The 23,612-nt window shown below is 74.4% G+C and carries 22 protein-coding genes; 6 read left to right on the top strand and 16 right to left on the bottom strand.

Translation table 11 applies throughout. From position 1 onward, the window contains the following. The first annotated feature begins 117 nt into the window (after positions 1–117). From AB0B20_RS00490 to rdgB, 3 genes are all read left to right on the top strand, one after another. Positions 118–864 (top strand): MBL fold metallo-hydrolase, encoded by a 747-nt coding sequence (locus AB0B20_RS00490; RefSeq protein WP_357466925.1) that lies wholly within the window; start codon positions 118–120, stop codon positions 862–864. A gap of 73 nt (positions 865–937) precedes the next feature. Next, positions 938–1,666: a ribonuclease PH gene (rph, locus tag AB0B20_RS00495; protein ID WP_013284361.1), complete on the top strand. Its 729-nt coding sequence runs from the start codon at positions 938–940 to the stop codon at positions 1,664–1,666. Beyond that, positions 1,663–2,280 (top strand): RdgB/HAM1 family non-canonical purine NTP pyrophosphatase, encoded by a 618-nt coding sequence (gene rdgB / locus AB0B20_RS00500; RefSeq protein WP_357466929.1) that lies wholly within the window; start codon positions 1,663–1,665, stop codon positions 2,278–2,280. Before rph ends, rdgB begins: the two co-directional genes overlap by 4 nt. Before the next feature lie 50 nt (positions 2,281–2,330). On the opposite strand, the gene AB0B20_RS00505 is transcribed toward rdgB, so the two are convergent. Beyond that, positions 2,331–3,047: an SDR family oxidoreductase gene (locus AB0B20_RS00505; RefSeq protein ID WP_357466934.1), complete on the bottom strand. Its 717-nt coding sequence runs from the start codon at positions 3,045–3,047 to the stop codon at positions 2,331–2,333. Positions 3,048–3,148: 101 nt separating this feature from the next. Between AB0B20_RS00505 and AB0B20_RS00510 the strand changes: the two genes are divergently transcribed. Next, positions 3,149–3,985 (top strand): helix-turn-helix transcriptional regulator, encoded by an 837-nt coding sequence (locus tag AB0B20_RS00510; protein WP_357466937.1) that lies wholly within the window; start codon positions 3,149–3,151, stop codon positions 3,983–3,985. Positions 3,986–4,062: 77 nt separating this feature from the next. Here the strand turns inward: AB0B20_RS00510 and hutH are convergent, their stop codons facing one another. The 6 genes from hutH to AB0B20_RS00540 are packed head-to-tail and all read right to left on the bottom strand — an operon-like array spanning position 4,063 to position 11,834. Beyond that, a complete protein-coding gene (gene hutH / locus AB0B20_RS00515) occupies positions 4,063–5,601 on the bottom strand; it encodes a histidine ammonia-lyase (RefSeq protein ID WP_357466940.1) in 1,539 nt (512 codons plus the stop codon). Then, positions 5,598–6,764 carry an imidazolonepropionase gene (gene hutI, locus AB0B20_RS00520; protein ID WP_357467549.1) on the bottom strand — a complete coding sequence of 389 codons (1,167 nt, stop codon included), beginning with the start codon at positions 6,762–6,764 and terminating at the stop codon, positions 5,598–5,600. The genes hutH and hutI overlap by 4 nt, the downstream gene beginning before the upstream one ends. Beyond that, complete coding sequence (locus tag AB0B20_RS00525; protein WP_357467552.1) at positions 6,764–8,128, bottom strand: formimidoylglutamate deiminase; 1,365 nt, start codon at positions 8,126–8,128, stop codon at positions 6,764–6,766. Before AB0B20_RS00525 ends, hutI begins: the two co-directional genes overlap by 1 nt. Continuing rightward, positions 8,125–9,324: an allantoate amidohydrolase gene (locus tag AB0B20_RS00530; RefSeq protein WP_357466943.1), complete on the bottom strand. Its 1,200-nt coding sequence runs from the start codon at positions 9,322–9,324 to the stop codon at positions 8,125–8,127. The genes AB0B20_RS00525 and AB0B20_RS00530 overlap by 4 nt, the downstream gene beginning before the upstream one ends. Beyond that, entirely contained in the window at positions 9,321–10,976 is a 1,656-nt protein-coding gene (gene hutU, locus AB0B20_RS00535; RefSeq protein ID WP_357466946.1) for a urocanate hydratase, read from the bottom strand. Before hutU ends, AB0B20_RS00530 begins: the two co-directional genes overlap by 4 nt. A gap of 12 nt (positions 10,977–10,988) precedes the next feature. Then, positions 10,989–11,834 (bottom strand): MurR/RpiR family transcriptional regulator, encoded by an 846-nt coding sequence (locus AB0B20_RS00540; RefSeq protein ID WP_357466950.1) that lies wholly within the window; start codon positions 11,832–11,834, stop codon positions 10,989–10,991. Between the two features lie 114 nt (positions 11,835–11,948). Between AB0B20_RS00540 and AB0B20_RS00545 the strand changes: the two genes are divergently transcribed. After that, positions 11,949–13,169, top strand: a complete 1,221-nt coding sequence (locus AB0B20_RS00545; protein WP_357466953.1) for a hypothetical protein — start codon at positions 11,949–11,951, stop codon at positions 13,167–13,169. Here AB0B20_RS00545 and AB0B20_RS00550 read toward each other — a convergent pair. From AB0B20_RS00550 to AB0B20_RS00580, 7 genes are read right to left on the bottom strand one after another with little or no spacing between them, the layout of a single operon-like run. Then, complete coding sequence (locus tag AB0B20_RS00550; protein ID WP_357466956.1) at positions 13,166–14,851, bottom strand: glycosyltransferase family 39 protein; 1,686 nt, start codon at positions 14,849–14,851, stop codon at positions 13,166–13,168. The genes AB0B20_RS00545 and AB0B20_RS00550 overlap by 4 nt on opposite strands. A 54-nt stretch (positions 14,852–14,905) precedes the next feature. Beyond that, positions 14,906–15,745, bottom strand: a complete 840-nt coding sequence (locus tag AB0B20_RS00555) for a glycosyltransferase family 2 protein (RefSeq protein ID WP_357385940.1) — start codon at positions 15,743–15,745, stop codon at positions 14,906–14,908. Then, positions 15,745–16,662, bottom strand: a complete 918-nt coding sequence (locus AB0B20_RS00560; protein ID WP_357466959.1) for a glycosyltransferase — start codon at positions 16,660–16,662, stop codon at positions 15,745–15,747. The genes AB0B20_RS00555 and AB0B20_RS00560 overlap by 1 nt, the downstream gene beginning before the upstream one ends. Beyond that, positions 16,659–17,993: a hypothetical protein gene (locus tag AB0B20_RS00565; protein ID WP_357466962.1), complete on the bottom strand. Its 1,335-nt coding sequence runs from the start codon at positions 17,991–17,993 to the stop codon at positions 16,659–16,661. The genes AB0B20_RS00560 and AB0B20_RS00565 overlap by 4 nt, the downstream gene beginning before the upstream one ends. After that, positions 17,980–19,074, bottom strand: a complete 1,095-nt coding sequence (locus AB0B20_RS00570) for a glycosyltransferase family 4 protein (protein ID WP_357385934.1) — start codon at positions 19,072–19,074, stop codon at positions 17,980–17,982. Before AB0B20_RS00570 ends, AB0B20_RS00565 begins: the two co-directional genes overlap by 14 nt. Then, positions 19,071–19,922: a glycosyltransferase family 2 protein gene (locus tag AB0B20_RS00575; RefSeq protein ID WP_357385932.1), complete on the bottom strand. Its 852-nt coding sequence runs from the start codon at positions 19,920–19,922 to the stop codon at positions 19,071–19,073. The genes AB0B20_RS00570 and AB0B20_RS00575 overlap by 4 nt, the downstream gene beginning before the upstream one ends. 2 nt (positions 19,923–19,924) lie before the next feature. Further along, on the bottom strand, positions 19,925–21,121 hold the full coding sequence (locus tag AB0B20_RS00580) for a hypothetical protein (RefSeq protein ID WP_357385930.1): 1,197 nt from the start codon (positions 21,119–21,121) through the stop codon (positions 19,925–19,927). A gap of 171 nt (positions 21,122–21,292) precedes the next feature. Between AB0B20_RS00580 and AB0B20_RS00585 the strand changes: the two genes are divergently transcribed. After that, entirely contained in the window at positions 21,293–22,039 is a 747-nt protein-coding gene (locus tag AB0B20_RS00585) for a lipopolysaccharide biosynthesis protein (RefSeq protein WP_357466965.1), read from the top strand. Here the strand turns inward: AB0B20_RS00585 and rfbC are convergent. Next, positions 21,985–22,593 (bottom strand): dTDP-4-dehydrorhamnose 3,5-epimerase, encoded by a 609-nt coding sequence (rfbC, locus tag AB0B20_RS00590; protein WP_357466968.1) that lies wholly within the window; start codon positions 22,591–22,593, stop codon positions 21,985–21,987. The genes AB0B20_RS00585 and rfbC overlap by 55 nt on opposite strands. Beyond that, entirely contained in the window at positions 22,590–23,477 is an 888-nt protein-coding gene (gene rfbA, locus AB0B20_RS00595) for a glucose-1-phosphate thymidylyltransferase RfbA (protein ID WP_357385926.1), read from the bottom strand. The genes rfbC and rfbA overlap by 4 nt, the downstream gene beginning before the upstream one ends. Positions 23,478–23,612 lie beyond the last annotated feature (135 nt).

Below are 23,612 nucleotides of genomic sequence, written 5' to 3' on the forward strand. Positions count from 1 at the left end.
ATTCTTGCTCGACCGGGCGACGCGTAGGCTGCGCAGCGTGGCGAGCGCGTCGGTAGAGATCATCGGCGGCGCCGCCGCTGGCGCGTCGACTACGCATGGTGAGATCGAGGCCACCGGATGAGACTGACCGTCCTTGGCTGCGCGGGCAGCTTCCCGGGTCCCGAATCTCCGTGTTCGGCCTACCTGCTGGAAGCCGAGGGCTTCCGGCTCCTGATCGACTTCGGGGCGGGCTCGCTCTCCACGCTCCAGCGCTACGTGGGGCTGCACGCCCCCGACGCCATCCTGCTCACCCACCTGCACTGCGATCACATGTTCGACGCCGTCAACTACGTCGTGGTGCGCCGGTACGCACCGGACGGCCCGTACCCGCCCCTGCCGATGTACGCCCCCTCCGGTGCGCCGGACCGGCTGGCCAGCGCGTACGGGCAGGAGGAGGGCTCGGTGGAGGACGTCTACCAGTTCTACGGCCTCCAGCCGGGCACGTTCCCGATCGGCCCGTTCACCGTCACCGTCGACCGGATGAACCACCCGGTCGAGACGTACGGGGTGCGGCTGGAGCACGGCGGCCGGGTGTTCTGCTACTCCGCCGACACCGCGCCCTGCGACGCGTTGCTGCGCCTGGCCCAGGACGCCGACGTGTTCCTGTGCGAGGCGAGCTACATGGACGGCGTGGAGAACCCGCCGGACCTGCACCTGACCGGCCGGGAGGCCGGCGAGGCGGCCACCAAGGCGGGGGTGGGGCGGCTCCTGCTCACCCATCTCGTATCCGCCTGGGGCAGCGAGTCGCAGACGGTGGAGGCGGCGGCCGGGGCGTATGCCGGGCCGCTGGACGTGGTCCGGCCCGGCGCCTGCTACGACGTCTGAGCCCGGCGGCGGCCGGTCCTCCTCGGCGGGCACCCGCGGGCGGTGCGCTCACCGCACCGCATAGGGTGCAGGCATGGCGCGACCTGACGGGCGGCAGCCCGACCAACTCCGACCGGTGACCCTGACCCGGGGCTGGAGCACCCACCCGGAGGGCTCGGTGCTCGTCGAGTTCGGCGCGACCCGGGTCCTCTGCACGGCCAGCGTCACCGAGGGCGTGCCCCGCTGGCGCAAGGGTTCCGGGCTGGGCTGGGTGACGGCCGAGTACGCGATGCTGCCCCGGGCCACGAACACCCGCTCCGACCGGGAGAGCGTCCGCGGCAAGGTCGGCGGGCGGACCCACGAGATCTCCCGGTTGATCGGCCGCAGCCTGCGCGCGTGCGTCGACCTCAAGGCGCTCGGCGAGAACTCGATCGTGCTGGACTGCGACGTGCTCCAGGCCGACGGCGGCACCCGTACCGCCGCGATCACCGGCGCGTACGTCGCGCTGCACGACGCGGTGACCTGGCTGGCCGAGCGCAAGGCGCTGGCCGGCAAGGTGGAGAAGGTGATGCACCGGTCGGTGGCCGCGGTGAGCGTCGGGGTGATCGGCGGCGAGCCGATGCTCGACCTCTGCTACGCCGAGGACGTCACCGCCGAGGTCGACATGAACGTGGTCTGCACCGGCACGGGCGACTTCGTCGAGGTGCAGGGCACCGGTGAGGCGGGCGTCTTCGCCCGCGACCAGCTCGACGCGCTGCTCGACCTGGGCGTGGCGGGCTGTCTGGAACTGGCCGACGCGCAGCGGAAGGCGCTCTCGTCATGAACAAGGTCCTGCTCGCCACCCGGAACCGGAAGAAGCTCGTCGAACTCCAGCGCATCCTGGACGGCGCACTCGGCGCGCACCGGATCGCCCTGCTCGGGCTCGACGACGTCGAGGAGTACCCGGAGCTACCGGAGACCGGCCTCACGTTCGGCGAGAACGCGCTGATCAAGGCGCGGGAGGGCTGCCGGCGCACCGGCCTGCCGACCATCGCCGACGACTCCGGCCTGGCCGTGGACGCCCTCAACGGCATGCCGGGTGTGTTCAGCGCCCGCTGGTCCGGCCGGCACGGCGACGACCGGGCCAACCTCCAGCTCGTGCTCGACCAGGTCGGCGACGTGCCGGACGAGCACCGGGGCGCCGCGTTCGTCTGCACCGTCGCGCTGGTGCTGCCGGGCGGCAAGGAGCACCTGGTCGACGGCCGCCAGTCCGGCCGGCTGCTGCGCGCGCCGCGCGGCGAGGGCGGCTTCGGTTACGACCCGATCTTCCTGGGCGACGGGCAGGAGCGGACCAACGCGGAGCTGACCCCCGAGGAGAAGGACGCGGTCAGCCACCGGGGCAAGGCGCTGCGGGAGCTGGCCAAGCTGGTCGCCAAGGTGCTCCCGCCGGCCGTCTGACCGGGCCGTCCTCGCCGTCCGCTCGACGCGGACGGCGAGAAGACCGTCCGTCAGACCAGCCGGTGCCCCCCGTCGACGTGCAGCACCGTCCCCGTGATGAAGCTGTTCTCCAGCACCGCCACGAAAGCCCGGGCGATGTCGGCCGGATCACCCACCCGGCCGCCCGGCAGCCGCTGCGCCATGGCCGCCAACCGCGCCTGCCTGGCCTCGCCGGCGAGGGTCTCCCAGATCGGGGTGTCCACCCAGCCCGGTGAGACCGCGTTGACCCGGACCGGGGCGAGCTCCAGCGCCAACGCCCGCACCAGTGACTCCAACGCCCCGTTGGCCGTCGCCATCATCGAGCCGCCCGGGGCGGGCCGGTAGGCGGCGATGCCCGAGGTGAAGGTGAGCGAGCCGGTCGGGGCCACCGTGACGTGCTTGGCGACCAGCCACGGGCCGAGCACCTTGGTGCCCAGGACCGATCGCGCCGCGTCGAGGTCGAACTCCGCCAGCGGCGCGTACGCTCCGGCCGCGTCGGCGGCGGTGACCACCACGTGGTCGAGTTGTCCGCACTCGCCTGCCAGCCGTCGTACCTGCGCCTCGTCGGTGACGTCGACCGGGTGGGTGCGCAGCCGGTCCGGGGCGTCCAGGCGCCGGGCCGCGGCGGCCAGCCGGTCGGCGGAGCGGCCGGCGATGGTCACCTCCGCGTCGCCGCGCAGCAGCAGTTCCGCCAGCGCCAGCCCCATGCCCGAGCCGCCGCCGACGATGAGGATCCGAGATCGTGTCATGCCACCCAGGTTCCCGGCCGGTCGGCCCGGGCGGGAGACCGCGCGGGGACAGGCCCTGACAGGGCCACCCGGGCCCGATCCGGGGCTGCGAGACTTGGCGGATGGTCGACCGTGCCGCCCTGGGCGAGTTCCTGCGCAACCGGCGGGGCCGGATCGCCCCGGCCGACGTGGGGCTGCCGCCGGGCACCGGGCGGCGGCAGACGCCTGGCCTGCGCCGGGAGGAGTTGGCGACCCTGGCCGGGGTGAGCGTCGACTACTACATCCGGCTGGAACGCGGCCGGGACACCAACCCGGGACCCGCGGTCCTCGACGCGCTCGCCTCGGCGCTACGCCTCACCGGCGACGAGCGCGCCCACCTGCACGCGCTGGCCGGCAACGCGGCCGGTCGGCGTGCGCGCCGACCCCGCCCGGCCACCGGCGTGCGGCCGGGACTGCGGCTGTTGCTGGCGAGCGTCCGACCCACCCCGGCGTACGTGCTGAGCCCCACCAGCGACGTCCTCGCCGCCAATCCGGAGGGCTACCGGCTGCTGGCCGGGATCGAGCAGTGGCCGGCGGAGCGGCGCAACCTGATCCGGTACGTCTTCGGCCATCCCGCCGCCCGCACGCTGTTCACCCCGTGGCGGCGGATGGCCGAGGACTGCGTGGCGCACCTGCGTACCGTCGCCGCCGTCGACCCCGACTCACCCGAACTGGCCCGGTTGGTCAGTGAGATGTCCGGGGTCGGCGAGGAGTTCGCGGCGCTGTGGCGGCACTACGACGTACGGGTGAAGAGCGGTTCGCGTCGCACCTTCCAGCACCCCGGAGTGGGGCGGCTGGAGCTGACCTCCGAGGTCCTCACCGCCCCCGACGGGCAGCGGTTCGTCGCCTTCCAGGCCGACCCCGGCACCCCGGACGCGGATGCTGTCGCGTTGCTGAGCCATGCTCCCGCCTATCACTGAGCCGAGGCCCACGGCGACGGTGATGCATGCGCCGGCCCCTGACCCGGTCAGGGCCGCCGGGCCGGCGACGTCATCGCTCAGGCCAGCGGTCCGACCTCCCGTTCGATCGCGGCCCGCAGCTCGGGTCCGCCGACGACCGCTCGGGCGGCCTCCATCAGCGGCGCGAGGAATACGTCCGGCCCCGGCTCGCCGATGACCTCGCCGAGCGCCGCGACGGCGGCCCGTCCGGCGGGCGACGGTGTCAGCGGCGCGCGGAGCTGAAGCCCGCGTACGGCCGCCAGCAACTCCACCGCGAGCAGGCTGGTCAGGTTGTCCAGCACGGTGCGCAGCTTCTTGGTGGCCGCCCAGCCCATCGAGACGTGGTCCTCCTGCATCCCGCTGGTGGGCAGCGAGTCGATCGAGGCGGGCGCGGCGAGCCGGCGGTTCTCCGCCACGATCCCGGCGGCCGTGTACTGGGCGATCATCAGCCCGGAGTTCACCCCGGCGTCGGGGGACAGGAAGGCGGGCAGGTCCCGGGAGCGGGTGACGTCCAGCAGCCGGTCCACCCGGCGCTCGGCGATCGCGCCCACCTCGGCGGCGGCGATGGCCAGGTAGTCGGCGGCGAAGCCGAGCGGCGCCCCGTGGAAGTTCCCAGTCGACTCGACGCGCCCGTCCGGCAGCACCACCGGGTTGTCCACCACCGACAGCAGTTCCCGCCCGGCCACCACCTCGACGAAGTCGAGCGTGTCCCGGGCCGCGCCGGCCACCTGCGGGGCGCAGCGCATCGAGTACGCGTCCTGCACCGCGTGCGCCAGGTCGTCGCGGTGCGAGTCCATCACCGCCGAGCCCTGCAACAGCCGGTGGATGTTCGCCGCCGACGCGGCCTGACCCGGGTGCGGGCGGATCGCGTGCAACTCGGGCAGGAACGGCCGCTCCGAGCCGAGCATCGCCTCGATGGCCAGCGCCGCCGTCACGTCCGCCATGGCGAACAGGTGCCGGGCGTCGGAGACGGCGAGCAGCAGCATGCCGAGCATGCCGTCGGTGCCGTTGATCAGCGCCAGCCCTTCCTTGGCGGCGAGCGACACCGGCTTGAGCCCGACCCGGCGCAGCGCGTCGGCGGCCGGGATGCGGTCACCGCCCGGGCCGAGCACCCAGCCCTCGCCGAGCAGCACCAGCGCGCAGTGCGCCAGCGGCGCCAGGTCACCGGACGCGCCGAGTGAGCCGTGCTCGGGCACCCACGGCGTGACCTCGTGGTTGAGCAGGTCGACGAGCGCCTCGGCGACGAGCGGGCGGACCCCGGAGCGGCCGAGCGCCAGCGAGCGGACCCGCAGCAGCATCATCGCGCGTACCACCTCGCGCGGCATCGGCGCGCCCACCCCGGCGGCGTGCGAGCGGATCAGCGCGTGCTGAAGCTCGGCCCGGCGTTCCGGTGCGACGAACGTGTTCGCGAGCGCGCCGAAGCCGGTGGAGACGCCGTACACCGGCCGCCCGGCCGCCTCGATGCCGTCCACGATGGACCGGCTGGTCGCCATCGCCTCGGTGGCGGCCGGGTCGAGCACGACCTTGGCGGTGCCACGGGCCACCGCGAGCACGTCGGCGGGGGTGATCCCGGTGGACAGGATGGTCACTGTGGTCATCGCGGCACTCCGTTGTGCAGAACCTGGCGGATCAGTGGCACCCCCGGCCGGTAGGCCAGGTGCAGGTGGGACGGGGCGTCGAGGACGACCAGGTCGGCCCGTGCCCCGGGGGTCAGCCGCCCCACGTCGGTGCGGCGCAGCGCAGCCGCCCCGCCGGCGGTCGCGGCCCACACCGCCTCCGCCGGGGTCATCCGCATCTCGCGTACGGCGAGAGCGACGCAGAACGGCATCGACGAGGTGTACGACGAGCCGGGGTTGCAGTCGGTGGCCAGCGCGACTGTGACGCCCGCGTCGAGCAGCCGCCGGGCGTCCGGGTACGGCGACCGGGTGGAGAACTCCGCGCCCGGCAGCAGCGTGGCGACCGTCTCCGAGCGGGCCAGCGCGTCGACGTCGGCGTCGGTCAGGTGGGTGCAGTGGTCGACGCTGGCCGCCCCCAGCTCCACGCCGAGTCGTACGCCCGGCCCGGGGCCGAGCTGGTTGGCGTGCACCCGTAAACCCAGACCGGCGGCCTGCCCGCAGGCGAGGATCGCCCGCGCGTGGTCGGCGTCGAACGCGCCCCGCTCGCAGAACACGTCGATCCAGCGGGCGTACGGCGCGGCGGCGGCGAGCATCGGCCCGCAGACCATGCCCACGTAGTCGTCCGGGCGGCCCGCGTACTCGGCGGGGACGACGTGCGCACCGAGGAACGTGGTGTCCCCGGTGAACTCGGCGGCGATCCGCAGCGAGCGGGCCTCGTCGGCGACGGTGAGGCCGTACCCGCTCTTGATCTCGACGGTGGTGGTGCCCTGCCGCAGCATCTCCGCGCGCAGCCGGCCCACGATGGCGCGCAGGTCGTCGTCGGAGGCCGCGCGGGTGGCGCCCACTGTGGTGCGGATGCCGCCGCCGGTGTAGGGCTCGCCGGCCATCCGGGCGGCGAACTCGGCGGCCCGGTCACCGGCGAAGACCAGGTGGGCGTGGCTGTCCACGAAGCCGGGCAACACCGCCGCGCCACCGGCGTCGATCCGCCGGTCGGCGGCCGGCGCGTCGCGGGCCGGCCCGACCCAGGCCACCTGCCCGTCCTCGACCAGCAGGGCGGCGTCGCGCCGGATGCCCAGCGGGTCGCCGTCGCGGCCGTCGTTTGTGACCAGCTCGCCGATGTGGTCGACGAGCAGGCTGCCGCGCATCACGAATCCTCCTTCGCGGTCACCGCCGCGATCGAGTCCCGCAGCTCGGTGGGCACGTCGACGGTCAGGTGGCGGCCGCCGGCCACCACGGGCCGGCCGTCCACCACGACGCTCGTCACGTCGGCGGCGGTGGCGGCGAAGAACGCGCCGACCGGCGGCACCCCGGCGGTGCGGGCGCTGTCCAGCCGTACCGTGACCAGGTCGGCGCGCTGCCCGACGGCGAGCCGGCCGGCGTCGCCCCAGCCCAGCGCGGCGTGCCCGCCGATGGTGGCGGCGCCGACCAGCTCGGCCGGCGTGAAGTGCCCCCGCCTGCGGGTACGCAGCCGCTCGTCCAGCTCGACCGCGCGAGCCTCCTCGAACAGGTCCACCACGGCGTGGCTGTCGCTGCCGAGGCTGAGCGGGCTGCCCGCGTCGGCCATCCGGCGGGCCGGGCCGATCCCGTCGGCCAGGTCGCGTTCGGTGGTGGGGCAGAGGCAGACGCGGGTACGGCTGTCGCCGAGCAGCGCCACGTCGGCGGCGGTCGGGTGGGTGGCGTGCACGGCCGTGGTGTGCGGGCCGAGCACCCCGTGGTCGGCCAGCAGCCGTGCCGGGGTGCACCCGTGCGCCGCCCGGCAGGCGTCGTTCTCGGCCGGTTGCTCGGACAGGTGCACGTGCAGCGGCAGCCCGTTGCGGTCGGCCCAGCCGGCCACCGTGGCGAGCTGCTCGGCCGGGACGGCGCGTACCGAGTGGATGGCCGCGCCGAGCCGGACGTGCTCGTCGGACGGGCGGAACGCGTCCACCCGCGCCGCCCAGCGCAGGGCGTCGCCGTCACCGAAGCGGCGTTGCGGCCCGGACAGCGGCGTGCCGTCCACGCCCCCGGCCAGGTACGCGGTGTCCAGCAGCGTGAGCCGGATCCCGGCGTGCGCGGCGGCCTCCACCAGCGCGGCGGACATGGCGTTCGGGTCGTCGTACGGCGTGCCGCCGGGACCGTGGTGCAGGTAGTGGAACTCGCCCACGCAGGTGATCCCGGCCAGCGCCATCTCCGCGTACACGGCGCGGGCCAGTGCCAGGTAGGTGTCCGGGTCGAGGCGGGTCGCGATCGCGTACATGAGGCTGCGCCAGGACCAGAAGTCGCCGCGCCCGTCGTGGGTGCGCCCGCGCAGCGCCCTGTGGAACGCGTGCGAGTGGGCGTTCGCCAGGCCGGGCACGGTCAGCCCGGGCAGCGGGACCGCGTCGCCGAGTACCTCCACCCCGGCGGTCGGCGGGCTGTCGCGGCCCAGCGGGGTGACCGCTGTGAACCGCCCGTCGACGGCCTCGATCAGCACGTCCCGGGTGGGTTCGGCACGGTCGGGCAGCCAGGCGTACTCGGCCAGCCAGCGGGTCAGCGGCATGCCAGATCCTCCAGCACCCGGGCCAGGGCGGCCACCCCGGCGGCGCAGTCGGCGTCGGTGGCCGCCTCGGCGGGGGAGTGCGACACCCCGGTCGGGTTGCGCACGAACAGCATCGCGGTGGGCAGGTGCGCCGCCAGCACGCCCGCGTCGTGCCCGGCGCCGGTGGGCAGCACCGGCGCGTCGAGCAGCGCGGCCAGCCGGTCGGCCAGCCCGCGGTCGAACGCGACGAGCGGGGTCGCCGACTCCTGCGTGCAGGTCAGCGCCGTCCCGTCGCGGCCGGCCCGGTCGGCGGCCTTGGTGCGTACCGCCTCGACCAGACCGTACAGCGTCTCCGCCTCGGCCGCCCGCGCGTCCAGCCAGCCGGTGACCCGGGACGGGATCGCGTTCGTGGCGTTCGGCTCGACCGACACCCGGCCCACAGTGGCGTGCGCGTCGCGCAGCCGGGCCTCCTTGTTCGCCGCCAGCACCGTGAACGCGTAGGTGAGCATCGGGTCGCGGCGGTCGGCCATCCTTGTCGTACCCGCGTGGTTGCCCTCGCCGGTGAAGTCGAACCGCCACCGGCCGTGCGGCCAGATCGCGGAGGCCACCGCGACGGGCGCGTCCCGGTCGACCAGCGCGCGGCCCTGCTCGACGTGCAGCTCCACGAAGGCCGCGAAGCGGCCGAGCAGCGCCGGGCCGGCGCCCGCCGGCCGCTCGCCCAGCGCCTCGGCGAAGGTCGTCCCGGCCTGGTCGCGCAGCCCGGCCGCGCGGTCGACGTCGATCTCGCCGGTGAGCAGCCTCGACCCCAGGCAGGGTACGCCGAACCGCGCGCCCTCCTCCTCCACGAACGCGGCCACCACCACCGGCCGGTCCGGGGTGACGTCCGCGGCCCGCAGCTCGTCCACGGCGAGGAGCGCGCTGACGATGCCGAGCGGACCGTCGTACGCGCCGCCGTGCGGCACCGAGTCGAAGTGGCTGCCGGTGAGCACCGCGCCCCCGGTCTCCGGGTCGCCCCACCAGGCGAACAGGTTGCCGTTGCCGTCCTGCGACACCGGCATGCCCCGCCGGTCGGCCTGCTCTCGGAACCAGGCGCGCAGCGCGCGCTCCGGCTCGGTCAGCGCGTAGCGCAGGTAGCCGCCGCTGCCGGCGTCCCGCCCCACCGGCGCGATCTCGTCCCACAGTTCCCGGAACCGCTCCGCCAGGTCCGTCACAGGTCGCCCTCGGCCATCGGGACGCGCACGCCGGTGCGCTCGGCTACCGCGCGGGCGTCGTCGTAGCCGGCGTCGACGTGCCGGATCACGCCCATCGCCGGGTCGTTCGTCAGCACGCGCTCGATCTTCTGCCCGGCCAGCTCACTGCCGTCGGCCACGCAGACCTGCCCGGCGTGGATGGACCGGCCGATGCCGACCCCGCCGCCGTGGTGGATGGACACCCAGGACGCGCCGCTGGCGGTGTTGACGAGCGCGTTCAGCAGCGGCCAGTCGGCGATCGCGTCGGAGCCGTCGGCCATCGCCTCGGTCTCCCGGTAGGGGCTGGCCACGCTGCCGCAGTCCAGGTGGTCCCGGCCGATCACCACCGGCGCGCTCAGCTCGCCGGACGCGACCATCTCGTTGAACCGCACCCCGGCGCGGTCCCGCTCGCCGTAGCCGAGCCAGCAGATCCGCGCCGGCAGGCCCTGGAACGCGACCCGCTCGCCGGCCATCCGGATCCACCGGGCCAGCGACTCGTTCTCCGGGAACAGGTCGAGGATCGCCCGGTCGGTGGCCGCGATGTCGCGCGGGTCGCCGGAGAGCGCGGCCCAGCGGAACGGGCCCTTGCCCTCGCAGAACAACGGCCTGATGTACGCGGGCACGAACCCGGGGAAGTCGAACGCCCGCTCGTATCCGCCGAGCTTGGCCTCGCCCCGGATCGAGTTGCCGTAGTCGAAGACCTCCGCGCCCGCGTCCAGGAAGCCGACCATCGCCTCGACGTGCTTCGCCATCGACGCCCGGGCCCGGTCGGTGAACTCGGCCGGCTTGGCCGCCGCGTAGTCCCGGGCGTCGCCGAGGTCCACGCCCTCCGGCACGTACGACAGCGGGTCGTGCGCGCTGGTCTGGTCGGTCACGATGTCGATGGCCACGCCCCGGCGCAGCAGCTCGGGGAAGACGGTGGCGGCGTTGCCGACCACCCCGACGCTCAGGGCGCGCCGGTCCCGCTTCGCGGCGAGCGCCCGCTCGACCGCGTCGTCCAGCGAGCCGGCGATCTCGTCGAGGTAGCGGTCGTGCGCCCGCCGCTCCAGCCGGGACCGGTCCACGTCCACGACCAGGCAGACACCGCCGTTCATGGTGACCGCGAGCGGCTGCGCCCCGCCCATCCCGCCGCATCCGGCGGTGAGCGTCAGCGTGCCGGCGAGCGTGCCGCCGAACCGCTTCTCGGCCACCGCGGCGAACGTCTCGTACGTGCCCTGGAGGATGCCCTGGGTGCCGATGTAGATCCAGGAGCCGGCGGTCATCTGCCCGTACATGGTCAGGCCCAGCGACTCCAGGCGGCGGAACTCCGGCCAGGTGGCCCAGTCGCCGACCAGGTTGGAGTTGGCGAGCAGCACGCGCGGCGCCCACTCGTGGGTGCGCATGACCCCGACCGGGCGGCCGGACTGCACGAGCATCGTCTCGTCGTCGCGCAGGTCGGTCAGCGTGCGCACCAGCGCGTGATAGGACGGCCAGTCCCGGGCGGCCTTTCCGGTGCCCCCGTAGACCACCAGGTCCTCGGGACGCTCGGCCACCTCCGGGTCGAGATTGTTCATCAGCATCCGCAGGGCGGCCTCCTGCGGCCACCCCTTCGCGGTGCGTGCGGTGCCGCGAGCGGCGCGGACGGGCTGGTGCATCTCGTACTCCTCTCAGCCGAGGAACAACTGGCGGCGGGCGGCGGACGACTCGAACGCCTCGAGCCGGTTCTGGGTCTCGGCCGGTGCGGCGTCGCAGATCGCCTGGAGCACCACCATGGCCAGCGTCATCGGGGCGGTGTGCAGGTCGAAGACCAGGTCGGCGCCGACGGCGGCGGGCAGCACCACCTGGGCGTACTCGGTGGCCGGGCTCACCGGCGAGTCGGTGATCGCCACGACCGTCAGCCCGGCGTCGCGGGCCTCGCGCAGCGCGTCGAGGGTCTCCCGGGGGTAGCGGGGCAGCACGAACGCGAGCAGCGCCGTCGCGCCGGCCGCGACGGCCTGGTCCAGGCGGTCGACGAGCATGCTGCCGCCGTCGTCGAGCACCCGCACGTCCGGGTGCACCTTCGCGGCGAAATACGCGAAGTATGCGGCCAGCGGCGCGGCGGCGCGCAGCCCGAGCACCGGCAGCGGACGGCTGACCGCCAGCAACCTCCCCACCTCGGCGACCCGGTCGGCGTCGGCGAGCTGCGCGGCGAGCCGGTCCAGGTTGTCCCGCTCGGCGTGCACCGCCCGTTGCAGCGCGTTCCCGGTGGTCGGTGCGGCCGGCTCGGTGACCGTGAGTTCCCGCAGGCGGCGGCGCAGCGCGGGATAGCCGTCGTGCCCGAGCGCCATGGCGAACCGGGTCACCGACGGCTGGCTGACGCCGGCCAGCTCGGCCACTTCGGCGGCGGACAGGTACGCCGCCGCGCCCGCGTGCCGCACCAGGCAGTGGGCGATGCGGCGCTGGGTCGGGGTGAGCCGCACGCCGTGGAACAGGTCGAGCAGGCGGTCGGGGGTGGCCGCACCGCTTTCATTCACACTGCGACTCTATGCATGAAAACTTTCAGTACGCAAGGGCGGCGCGACCGCAAAGAGATCTGATGAGCGTGCTCTCTGTACTATCCGCACGGCGGGTGAGCAGAGGAGTGGGGCATGCAGCCGGAAGGTCCGTACAGGTTCACCGAGGTGCTGGGGGAGTGCCAGGTCGGCAGGGCCTGGGCCGCACTCGACGGGCAGGACCGCGCGCTGACCGTCGCGGTGCTGGACGGTGCCGCAGCCGGGGACCAGCGTTGGCGCGAGGCGTTCACCAACGCGGCGAACGTGCTGGCCCAGACGCCCGGCGGCCACCGGTACGTCAACTCCGACTTCGCCGCCGGCCAGCCCTGGGTGGCGTACCCCTCCGAAGAGGACGGCGCGGCCGAGCGGCTGTTCCGCAGCCTGGGCATGGACTACCAGCGCACCGCCACCGCCGAGATCCTTCCGCCGCCCCCGCCGGTGTCCGCGCCGCCGCGGCAGGTCTCGTCGCCGCCGCAGTTGCCGTGGAGCCCGCAGCCGTGGGCGATGGCGCCCCAGCAGCCGGTCTCCGGCGCACCTGTCTCCGCAGGCGCTCCGGTGTCACCAGGTATGCCGGTGTCACCAGGTATGCCGGTGTCGCCGGGCATGCCGGTGCGGGCGATCCCGGCCCAGGCCGGCGCCTCGGACCCGCTCGTGGCCACCGGAGGGCCCCGGATCGCACCGGTCGCCCGTCCGCCCAAGAGCCGTACCGGCCTGTGGATCGGCGGCGTGGTCATGGCGGCGGTGCTGGCCGGTGGCGCCGGGCTGCTGGCCGGGCGCTCGCTCGCCGACGGAGGCGAACCGTCCACTCCGGTGGCCAGCACCTCGCCGGCGCTCTACGAGGCCACCCAGCAGTCGCTGAACAAGGCGAAGTTCGACGCCACGCTCATGCCGATCGCCGAGCCGTGGCTCGACGGGGTGGGCGGCTGCGCGATCAACACCGAGAAGAGCGGCCCCGGGCTCGCCGCGGGCGAGAAGCAGCATGTCTTCTGCCGCTACCTGGGCGTGTCGCTGCACTTCGCCGAGTACGAGTCGGCCGAGAAGAAGGAGGCGGCTCGCGCCTTCCGCCAGCAGATGGGCATCATCGGCCGTGCGCTCGCGCCGGGCATGCGGGAGGCCGGGCCGGCCACCGGCGGTGTCAGCGGGGCGCAGGGCAGCTACGTCGAGTACGCCGGCAACGGCCAGGACGGCCGCCCGGTCTGCGGCATCTGGTGGGGCCGGGACAACGACACCAGCGCGATCTACATGGAGACGCCGTGCGGGGCCGGGCTCGGCGGCAACTGGGACGCGCTGCGCGACCTCTGGCAGCGCCACAGCTAGCGGACAGCCGCCCCGTTGGGCGGTGGCACCAGGCAGACGTCGCCGCCCTTGGTGACGCCCGCTGCGAGGTCGAAGCGGACCACACGCGCACCGCCGAACTGCCGCTCGGTGACCGCCACGCCACTGCCGCCGAGCCGGACGATGACGTCCCGGTTCGCGGCGTCGGCCCAGTCGGTGGCCTGGAACAGCCAGACCCGGGACCGGCCGGGCAGCAGCGTCGACACGGTCCGCCCCGGGCAGCCGCCCGGCCCGGCCGCGACCACGTACGCGTCGGCCGGTGGGCCGTACCACGCCTGGGCGTTCCACGAGACGGTGGTGGCCAGCACCAGGTCACCCGGGCGGCGTTTGTCGTCCAGGTGGCGCAGCGCGCCCCGGTAGTCGACCGCGTTGGCGCCGCCGCCCTGGGCGAAGGCCCGCGCCGGATGCACAGTCGCCACGACGGCGGTGGCCAGTTGCGGCACGGCGAGCGCGAGCAGCAGCACCACCCCCACCGCCCACCTGACCCGGGCGGGCAGGCCGGCGCGCTGTGGTGGCGGCGCCACGGCGAGCGCGGCGAGCAACAGGCAGGCCGGCACCGCGTACAGCGCCAGCCGGCCGTTGAACGGGTAGACCGACACCGCCGCGCCGGCCAGCCCTGCTGCCAGCGGTGTGAGCAGCACCAGCACCGCGACGGTCGACAGCCGGCGCAGCCCGGCCGCCGTGCCCAGCACCAGCAGCGGTACGACGACCCATGCCGACCAGGCCACGAACGGCACGGTGGCGAGACTCCGGTACGTCGCCGCGAGCCATTCCACAGTGGCGGGCAGGTCGGTCAGCGAGTGGGCCGGGTAGATCGACTTTCCCCGCCAGTACGCGGCGAGCTGCTGATCGGCGAGCCCCGGCGCGAGGAACAGCACGTACACCACGAGCGCCACCACGGCCCAGGCCGGCGCCGGGGCGAGGAACCGGCCCAGGTCACGCCACCTGCTCGTCCACTGCCGGTCCCGGCGGGACAACGCGTACCCGCCGATCAGCACGCCGAGCGCGCCGGTGACCGGAATGGACAACGTGCTGACGAACGCCGCGACCGCCGCGACCGACCAGAACACCGCCGACCCGGCCCAGGTCGGACCGTTCCGGACGAGCAGCAGCGCCAGCCCGACCACGAGCGTGACGGCGAACGCCTCGGCGCTGTACTGCTTCAGCTCGTTGGAGTAGCCGATCAGGAACGGCGCGACGGCGACCAGCAGCAGCGCCGCCAGCGCGGCGAGCGGCGGCAGGAGTCGCCGGCCGAGCCACGCCACGAGCGGCAGCAGCGCCAGCCCGAACAGCAGCGGCACCAGCCGCAGCGCCCGCTCACCGTCGCCGAACTGCGCGAACGCGAACCGTTCCAGCCACAGCCAGCCGGGCGGCGCCGACTGGCTGAACGCCAACGGCCGTAACAGGTCCAGGTAGCCGCGCTCCCGGATGTTGTGCGCGATGTAGAGCTCGTCGCTCCAGAAGCTGCGCGCGTACGCCCACTGCCGGATCCGCAGCACCGCGCCGAGCGTGACAAGCAGGCCCGCGACGGCCCAGTACGGGGACCGGCTCAGCCGGTCCCACGCGACGGCGACGACCTCGGCGGGCGTGCCCGGCCGCGACGCCACCGGCGTCGCCGACGCGGGCGCCGTCGAGGGGGAGAAGGCCGGGCGTGTCACGGACACGGCGAGACGGTATCAAAGCCTCATTCACGTCAGCGGCCCCGCGACCGGCCTCGATCACTCCCCGGCATGGCCCGGAACGGACGGGACCGGCGGCACCGCAGTACCCACCGATCCGGCGGCCAGACGGTGCCGGCGGGCCGGCCGTGGCAGGCCGACCAGGAACTCCGGGAACATGCCGAAGAACGTCCGGGCGCTGCGCAGCTCCAGCGTGTGCGCCCGGGACCAGCGCACCGAGTTGGTCGCGCGGGCCCAGTGGTGGGTCCACCGCACGTCACCGAGCACCGCCACCGGCAACCCGTGCCGCCAGGCGCGCAGCCCCAGCTCGTGGTCCTCGTAGTAGAGGAAGAACCGCTCGTTCCACCCGCCCAGCGCGGTGACGTCGGCGGTCCGGCCGGCGACCGCCGCGCCCATCACCCAGGCGACGTGGCGTGTCTCGCCGGGCGCGGCCACCAGCCGGTACGAGGTGTGCAGCCGGGACAGCGGCCACACCTTGCGGTTGCCGAGCTTCGCCGTCGCGTACGGGAAGCCGCGCCCGTTCGCCTGTGGTGTGCCGTCGGTGGCCAGCAGTTGCGGCGCGACCAGCCCACCGTGTGTGTCCAGGTGCCGGGCCAGCGCGCCCAGCCCGTCCGGGCGCACCTCAAGGTCCGGGTTGGCGAACAGCACGTACCGGCCGGTCGCCTGGTGCAGCGCGACGTTGTTGGCGCGGGAGAAGCCGACGTTCTCCGGCAGCCGGATCACCCGCGCGCCCAGCTTCTCGGCGACCGCCGCCGAGTCGTCTGTGGAGGCGTTGTCGACCACCAGCCACTCGTACGGTTTCGGGCCGCGCCAGCAGCGGCGCAGCGTGTCCGCCGAGTGGTAGGTGACTGTCACCACGGTCCACGGCTGTGCCGTCATCACGCCCTCCGAGCGGAAAGGTAGCCGAACAGGGACGCGAACCCGAACCGCCGCCCGGTCCAGCGGCGGCGGGCCGCCGGTCCTTCGGCCAGCCCGCGTCCGATGCCGCGCAGGAACGGGCGCAGCAGGCCCTGCCGGGCCCGCCGGGCGGCGAGCGCGAGGTGCGCCAGCGCGAGCACCGGCACCGCCACGAGCAGCAGCGGCCAGGTGAACGTGCGGGCGGCGACCAGCAGCCGGTTGCGGGCCAGCAGGAACGCCCGGAACCCCTGCAACCGGTCGTCGCCGTCCACGCTGTGCCCGCCGGCGTGCGGCAGCACCACGTCCAGCCCCCGGGTGCGCAGCCCGGAGGCGTAGAGCCGGAACGCCAGGTCGGCGTCCTCGCCCCAGGCGAACAGGTGCTCGTCGAAGCCGCCGAAGCGCCGGTACAGCGCGGCCGGGAAGACCGCCGCGCCCCCGGACGGTCCGAGCGGCGTACGGCCGGCGGTGGCCCGCCTGTCGATGAACAGCGACACCGGGTTGAGGTCGATGCCCACGTACTCGCCGCCGTGCATGGCCAGGCCGACAGCGAGCGGGGCGTCCGGCTCGGCGGCGACGGCGGCGCAGATCCGGGCCAGCGCGTCGTCCGGCAGCCACACGTCCGGGTTCAGCAGCAGCAGGTGGCTCGTGGTCACCGTCGCCACCGCCCGGTTGCAGCCGGCCGCGAAGCCCGGGTTCGTGGCGTCGGGCAGGTAGGCGTACCGGTCGGCGGGCAGGTGCCCGGCGATCACCTCGGCGCACCCGTCGGAGGGCCAGTTGTCCGCGAAGACGAACCGGACCGGCAGGTCACCGGCGCTGCGTACCCAGGTCGGCAGCGTCTCGGCGAGCATGCCGGCGGACCGGTAGAGGACGGTGACCACGGTGAGCCCGTCGAACGTCATGCCGCGCTCCTGCCCAGCCGGTGCAGCACCCAGAGGCCGGGCACCAGGCTCAGCCAGGTCGGATAGATCAGCGGATACAGCTCGTAGACGCCGAACAGTGCGAAGTAGACGACGAACGCCCGCGCCAGCTGCCCGGCCGGCGCCCGGGAGAACTCGAACCACCGCTCGGTCGCGCCCACCGCCAGCCCCAGCGCGGCCAGGAAGAACACCGCGCCCAGCGGGCCGTAGTCGAGCAGCGGGATGGCCACGAACGTCGCCGTGTTCATCAGGTACGGCTGGCTGAGCTGGGACGTCAGCCCGTACAGGTCCGCCTTGCCGACGATCGGCTCGACCCGGGAGCCGAGGAACGTCAGCGAGTACGTGCCGTACCGGGGTTCCAGGTGCTCCCGTTGCGACCAGACCCGCCCGAACGTCTCGGTGGACGAACTCAGCGACAGGTCAAGCGATCCGGCGCTGCTGGTCAGCGCGTTGCTGCCGTAGCGGGCCCGGAACTCGGTCTCGAACGCGCCGGTGCCGGCCATGGTGCGCTGCCCGCCGAGGAACACCGCCGCGCCGAGCGCCACCGCGCCGATCAGCAGCACCACAGGCGTGCGCGCGGCCAGGAACGACGCGGCCCGTCCCCGGGTACGCCGGACCGACAGCGCCGCGATCAGCGCGGGCGCGACGCCCACGAGCACCGAGTTCTTGCTCGCGCCCAGCGCCGCCCCGACGGTGAAGAGCGCGGCCAGCGCGTAGTAGAGCGGCAGCACCCGGCCGCGCGCGGACAACGCGCGCAGCAGCGACACCGCCATGCCGAGCGTCCACGCCTCGGACAGCAGCCCGACGACCAGGTTCGCCTGCTCGCGCAGCACCTGCCGGGCAGCGTCCGGGTTGTCGGCGAGCAGCGGCGGCACGGTGCCCCGGAACCGGATCGCCGAGGTCACCACAGCGATACCGAGCAGCACGAACAAGTACGTCAGCAGGCGGCGCTCGGACGGCCAGGACAGCGCCGGTCGGGTGCGGTCGCCGTCCTCGTCCCTCCTGTCGATCAGCCGCCGCCCGACCGCCCAGGCCAGCAGGAAGACCGTCACGTATCCGGCGAGCACCGGCAGCACCCCACGACCCGCCCAGGAGTCGTACGGGCCGGGTAGCACCCGCACGGCGAGCAGCGCGGCCGTCCAGACGGCGGCGCAGGCGGCGAGCGCCCACATCCGCAGGCGCGCGGCGAGCAGCGTGCCGACGGCCAGCGCGAGCGCGACGGCGATCCCGGCGTCGTGCGTCGCCAGCAGCAGCGCCGCACCGAGCGCGAACGGGATCCCGACCGACCAGAGGCGTCGCTCAGCGGCTGTCACTGGCGACCGTCCGGTACAGGTCGTGCCAGGCGTCCACGCACCCGTCGAACGAGTGCCGGTCCGCGTACCGCCGGGCCAGCTCGCGCCGCCGCCCGTCCCACGCGGCCGGGTCGGTGGCCGTCCGGACGGCGGCGGCCAGCGCCTGCGGCGTCAGCTCCGCCCGGTACGCGAGCACGCCGTCACCGGCGGCTGTCACCTCGGTCAGGCCGCCCGCGCCGGAGTGCACCACCGGCACCCCCAGCGACATCGCCTCCAGCGCGCTGCGCCCGAACGCCTCCACCCGGGACGGCACCAGCAGGCAGTGCAGCCGTTGCAGGAACGGCGCGGCGTCGACCCGCCCGACCAGGTGCAGGTTCGGCCGCTCCGCGACCTCGACGGCGCCGGCGCCGGCGACCAGGAACTCCACGTCGGGCAGCGCCGCTGCCACGTCCGCCAGCAGGTCGGCGCCCTTCTCCCGTTCCAGCCGGCCGAGGAAGCCGACCCGCACCGGGCCGTCCGGTGCGAGGCGGCCGGTGTCGGCCACCTGCGGCCAGATGGCGGGCAGCGGGTTCGGGATCACCCGCACGTCGCGGATCCGCCCGCGTACCCGGAGCTCGTGGGCCTCGAAGTCGGAGACCGCCACCGTCGCGTGCGGCCGCAGCCGCCGGAACATCAGGTCGGTGCTGATGTTTGCCTGCACCGCGGCCTTGGCGCGCCACGTCTCGGCCGTGTCGCGGTACTGCCAGAGGCTGTTGTGCAGCGTCACCACCAGCGGCGTGCGGCGGCCCCGAACGCCCAGTCCGGCGCGGGCGTGCATCGCGGCGGAGAGCAGGTGCGCGCTGACCACGTCCGGCCGCAGCTCTTCGACGAGCGTGCGGATGCCGCGCGCGTACCCGAGGTCCACCCGCTTGGCCGCGCCCAGCGGACGCCACGGCGCGCCCGCGTCCCGCAACGCCGCCGCGACCTCGTCGTCAGGGGTGGCGGCGACCACGTCGACGCCGCGGGCCGCGAGCGCCGGCAGCATCTCGATCAGGAAGCGCTCGGCCCCGCCGAGCTGCCGCCGCCCCGACCCGCCGGTGGTGCAGACGAACAGCACCCTCATCGGACGCCCATGCCTTCCAGGGCGCCGCGGGCGATAGCCCGCCGCGCTGTCCCGCCGCCCACCGCCGCCCGGGCGAGCACCCCCAGGGTGTACGCGGAACAGGCCACTGTGCCCCGCCACCCGGCCAGCTCACGGCTGGCCCGGATGAACTCGCGGGTCTGCCGGCGCGAGATCTCCTCGGCCGCCCACCGGCGCTTCGCGCTCGCGTCGTCCTCGTGCGTGACCACGGCGTCCGGCAGGTACGCCAGGCGCAGCCCGAGCCGGCGCACCGCCCAGCACAGCCGCAGGTCCTCCGAGTAGAAGAACGACGACTCGTCCACGCCGCCGATCCGGTCCAGCGTCTCCCGCCGGATCGCCACGAACGGCCCGGAGAGCCAGTCGCCCCGCTCCGGCGGCGCGACGATCCGCAGCCTCGGGAACAGCAGGCTGAGCCCGGTGGCGTGCGCGACGCCGGTGCCCACCGTCAGGAAGCGGCCGGCGGCGGTCTGGTCCCGGCCGGCCGCGTCGAGCACCTTGGGGAACGCGGCACCCACAGTGGATTCGTCCAGTTCGGCCGCCAGCCGCTCGATCGCGCCCGGCCGGACGAGAATGTCGTTGTTCGACAGCACCACCCGGGACCGGGTGCTGTGCCGCACACCGAGGTTCATGCCCTTGGCGTAGCCGAGGTTCGTCTCCGAGCGCACGTACCGGGCGCCCGTCTCGGCGCACATCGCCCGCAGCCTGTCGCTGATCTCGGAGGCGCTGCCGTTGTCCACCACGACGGTTTCCACACCCTCGGGGAGCGAGCGGACGCAGCCGTCGGTGCGCTCGAAGTCTTCCCAGGTCAACACGACGATTGAGACGTCCACCGCTAGGCCATCCGATTGACGAGGAGGTGCGTGGACCGCTGGAGTCGCTGCCGGGTGCGCAACGCGTAGACGCCGTAGGCGACAGACGACGCGACCGCGGCGCCGAGCGCGCCGGCCCACGGGATGAGCAGAACGTACAGCACCACCGACACCGACATGGTGACCAGGGCCACTGCTGTGGTGGCCTGCTCGCCCGCGCGCTTGAGCAGCGCCGCGCTCCACGTCTTGCCGGCCGACAACGCCAGCGTGCCGGGCAGCAGGAGCAGCCCGAAGATCCAGGCGTCGCGGTAGTCGGTCGCCAGCACGCCGAGCACCGCCAGGCCGATCACCGCGAGCGCGGCGATCGGCAGCGCCGACTTCACCACGTCGCGGCCGTGGTCGCGGATCGCGTCCGGGTCGCGTTCGGCCAGGATCCGCTGTGCCCGTACCACGGCGCCGGACTGCGCGAACTCCAGCGCCGCCACCGCCAGCGCGAACACGCCGAGCGCGCCCGCGCCGGCGAAGCGGGCCACCAGGACCTGGCTCAGCCGGTACGTCAGCATCTGCGCGCACACCCCGACGTGCAGCCGACCCACCGCGAGCAGGTCGGCGCGGTACTCGGTGCGTCCCGCCGTCGCCGCCGGCCCCGGCCCGAACCGCCGCGCCCAGCCCAGCACCGCCACCCCGAGCACTGTCGCGGTGGCGACCTGCACGCCCAGCCACAGCACGCTCCACAGGCCACCGTCGAGCCGGTGACCCAGCCAGAGCAGCCCGTACCCGGCCACCAGCACCGCGCCGCCGAGCGCCCGCATGGTGTAGACGAACCAGAACCGCTTGAGGCGCAGGCCGAGCGAGGCCGCAGTGTTGAACACGGTGAGCGCGCAGCCCGCCCCGATGCCCACCGGATGGCTGCCCAGCCCGGCCAGCGTGGTCAGCAGCGCCGCGGCCAGCGCGGTGAGACCGAGCGAGACGGCGAGGATGCCGGCGATCCACACCCGGCCCCGCGACATGATCCACCCGGCCGGCCGGGACAGCAGGAACGTGTCGACGGACAGGCCGCCGAGTGCCGCGCCCACAGTGGCGCTGACCATGTTCGCCGCGAGTTCGCCGCGTTCCGCCGCCGGCAGCGTGACCGACACCAGCGCGGCGAGGCCGGTCAGGCCCAGGGCGACCAGATAGAGACGCTCGGGGGAGACGATCCGCCGGACCCGGCCTAACACCCGGCGCCCAGGCGCCGGTGTCGGCCGCGAGCCGGCCACGCGTAATCCACTCGTCTTCCCCCAAGATGCGCGGATGTGTGCGGGCCTGTTCTACCCGACCGGGGCTGCGCAGCGCAATGACCGGCGGACGGGTGCGCCCACTGCGGCAGCTCGCCGGTAGGGTGTCGCGTCGTGGACCTGGCCCACTTCCGCGACACGATCGGCAGGCGGTGGCCGATCGTGCTGGCGCTGACGCTGCTGTGCGGCGCGCTCACCGGGGTCCTCGCCGAACGCCGGCCGCCGGCCTACCGGGCCGAGACCCAGATGGTCGTCACGTTCGCCGCCGAGAAGTCCGCCACGCCGCAGCCCCGCCCACCGGCCGACGAGGCGGGCCGGCTGATGCAGCGGCGGGTGAAGACGTACGCCACCATGATGAACACGCCCCGGCTGACGCGCCCGGTGATCGACTCGCTCGGGCTGCCGTACACCACCGACGACCTGGCCGGCCGCGTCGTCGCGTCCTCCACTGTCGACTCACTGGCGATCGACGTGGCAGTAACCGACCGGTCAGCCGGCACCGCCGCGGCGATAGCCGCGGCGCTCGCCGCCGAGCTGCAACGGATCGCCGAGCGCGACCTGCCGCCCGCCGGGCTCGGGCTCAAGGCCCACGTCGCCGTGGTCCGGGCCGCCACCCCGCCGGGGCGTCCCGAGCCGGTGCGGTGGCAGTGGCACGCCGCCGGTGGCGCGCTCGGCGGCCTGGCTGCCGGGGTCGGTGTCGCACTCGTGCTCGGCTACCGCCGGGCCGGCACCCCGGTGGGCGCGGACGTGCGGACGTTCTGGACGACAGTCGTGCGCCGCCGCCCGGCCGGCGCGGCGGCGCCGGATCAGGCGAACGGCCGGGTGTCCAGCGCTGCCGTGAAGGAGCGGCAGGCGTCGTAGCCGGGCAGCCGGCCCGCCGCGCGTGCCTCGGCCAGGCGGGGGGCCGCCGCGTCCCGCTCGGACAGCAGCGGCGTCGTCGCCGGCCAGTCGATGCCGAGGACCGGGTCCAGCGGGTGCACCGTGTGCTCGGCCGCCGGGTTGTAGGTGGCCGAACAGAGATAGCTGATCGTCGCGTCGTCGGTGAGCGCGCAGAACCCGTGCCCCAGCCCTTCGGCCAGGTAGACGGCCCGCCGGTCGGTGTCGTCGAGGCGTACTGCCTCCCACCGGCCGTACGTCGGCGAGCCGACCCGCACGTCCACCACCACGTCCAGCACCGCCCCGCGTACGCAGGTGACGTACTTGGCCTGGCCGGGTGGTACGTCGGCGAAGTGGATGCCGCGCACCACGTTCCGGGCGGAGACGGAGACGTTGCCCTGCGCCAGCCGCAGCGGGTGGCCGACCGCCTCGGCGAGCCGGTCGAAGCGGTACCACTCCAGGAACAGGCCGCGCGGGTCGCCGTGCTGCTGCGGGGTCACCTCCCAGGCGCCCTCGATGCTCAACGGACGGATCTTCACGACGCGCTCCCCGAACCGGACCGCTCGGCCAGCAGGCCCAGCAGGTAGTCACCGTAACCGCTGCGGGTCAGCGGGTGGGCCAGCATCCGCAACCGCCCGTCGTCGATCAGCCCGGACCGCCAGGCGACCTCCTCGACACAGCCGATCTTCATGCCCTGGCGTTCCTCGATCACCCGGACGAACTCGGCGGCCTGCATCATCGACGTGAAGGTGCCGGTGTCCAGCCACGCGGTGCCCCGGTCGAGCACCGTCACCGTCAGCTCGCCCCACGCCCGGTACGTCTCGTTGATCGCGGTGATCTCCAGCTCGCCCCTGGCGCTCGGGGTCAGCTTGCGGGCGATGTCGACCACCCGGTTGTCGTAGAAGTAGAGGCCCGGCACCGCGTACCGGGAGCGGGGGCGGGCCGGCTTCTCCTCGATCGACAGCACCCGGCCGGCTTCGTCGAACTCGACCACGCCGTAGTCCTGCGGATTGGCGACCGGATACGCGAAGACCCGGCCGCCGGCCGGATCGCCGTGATCGGCGAGCTGCCGGCCGAGCCCGGCGCCGTGGAAGATGTTGTCGCCGAGGATCAGCGCCACCGACTCGGCGCCGATGAAGTCCGCGCCGAGCAGGAACGCCTGCGCGATGCCCTCCGGCCGGGGCTGCTCGGCGTACGCCAGGCTCAGCCCCCACTGGCTGCCGTCGTCCAGCAGCCGCTCGAACTGGGCGCGGTCCTCCGGCGTGGTCACCACCAGGATCTCCCGTACCCCGGCCATCACCAGAGTGGAGAGCGGGTAGTAGACCATCGGCTTGTCGAACACCGGCATCAGTTGCTTCGAGACGGCCCGGGTGATCGGCCAGAGCCGGGAACCGGTGCCGCCGGCGAGAAGGATTCCACGCACCCGCGGGAGACTACCCGCGCCGCAGCCGCCCCCGTGGCCCGTCGACGTGCCACGCCGCGCCGTCGGTGCGGCGTAGACTCCACGTCCCGTGAGGATCCTCGTCACCGGCGGCGCCGGCTTCATCGGGTCGGAGCA

It is taken from the genome of Micromonospora sp. NPDC049151 (assembly GCF_040648395.1).
Classification (GTDB): Bacteria; Actinomycetota; Actinomycetes; order Mycobacteriales; family Micromonosporaceae; genus Micromonospora.

Excerpts from the sequence above, each read along its gene's own strand:
- AB0B20_RS00490 (WP_357466925.1), top strand. The coding sequence starts at position 118 with ATGAGACTGACCGTCCTTGGCTGCGCGGGCAGCTTCCCGGGTCCCGAA.
- rph (WP_013284361.1), top strand. The coding sequence starts at position 938 with ATGGCGCGACCTGACGGGCGGCAGCCCGACCAACTCCGACCGGTGACC.
- rdgB (WP_357466929.1), top strand. The coding sequence starts at position 1,663 with ATGAACAAGGTCCTGCTCGCCACCCGGAACCGGAAGAAGCTCGTCGAA.
- AB0B20_RS00505 (WP_357466934.1), bottom strand. The coding sequence starts at position 3,047 with ATGACACGATCTCGGATCCTCATCGTCGGCGGCGGCTCGGGCATGGGG.
- AB0B20_RS00510 (WP_357466937.1), top strand. The coding sequence starts at position 3,149 with ATGGTCGACCGTGCCGCCCTGGGCGAGTTCCTGCGCAACCGGCGGGGC.
- hutH (WP_357466940.1), bottom strand. The coding sequence starts at position 5,601 with ATGACCACAGTGACCATCCTGTCCACCGGGATCACCCCCGCCGACGTG.
- hutI (WP_357467549.1), bottom strand. The coding sequence starts at position 6,764 with ATGCGCGGCAGCCTGCTCGTCGACCACATCGGCGAGCTGGTCACAAAC.
- hutU (WP_357466946.1), bottom strand. The coding sequence starts at position 10,976 with ATGCACCAGCCCGTCCGCGCCGCTCGCGGCACCGCACGCACCGCGAAG.
- AB0B20_RS00545 (WP_357466953.1), top strand. The coding sequence starts at position 11,949 with ATGCAGCCGGAAGGTCCGTACAGGTTCACCGAGGTGCTGGGGGAGTGC.
- AB0B20_RS00555 (WP_357385940.1), bottom strand. The coding sequence starts at position 15,745 with ATGACGGCACAGCCGTGGACCGTGGTGACAGTCACCTACCACTCGGCG.
- AB0B20_RS00560 (WP_357466959.1), bottom strand. The coding sequence starts at position 16,662 with ATGACGTTCGACGGGCTCACCGTGGTCACCGTCCTCTACCGGTCCGCC.
- AB0B20_RS00570 (WP_357385934.1), bottom strand. The coding sequence starts at position 19,074 with ATGAGGGTGCTGTTCGTCTGCACCACCGGCGGGTCGGGGCGGCGGCAG.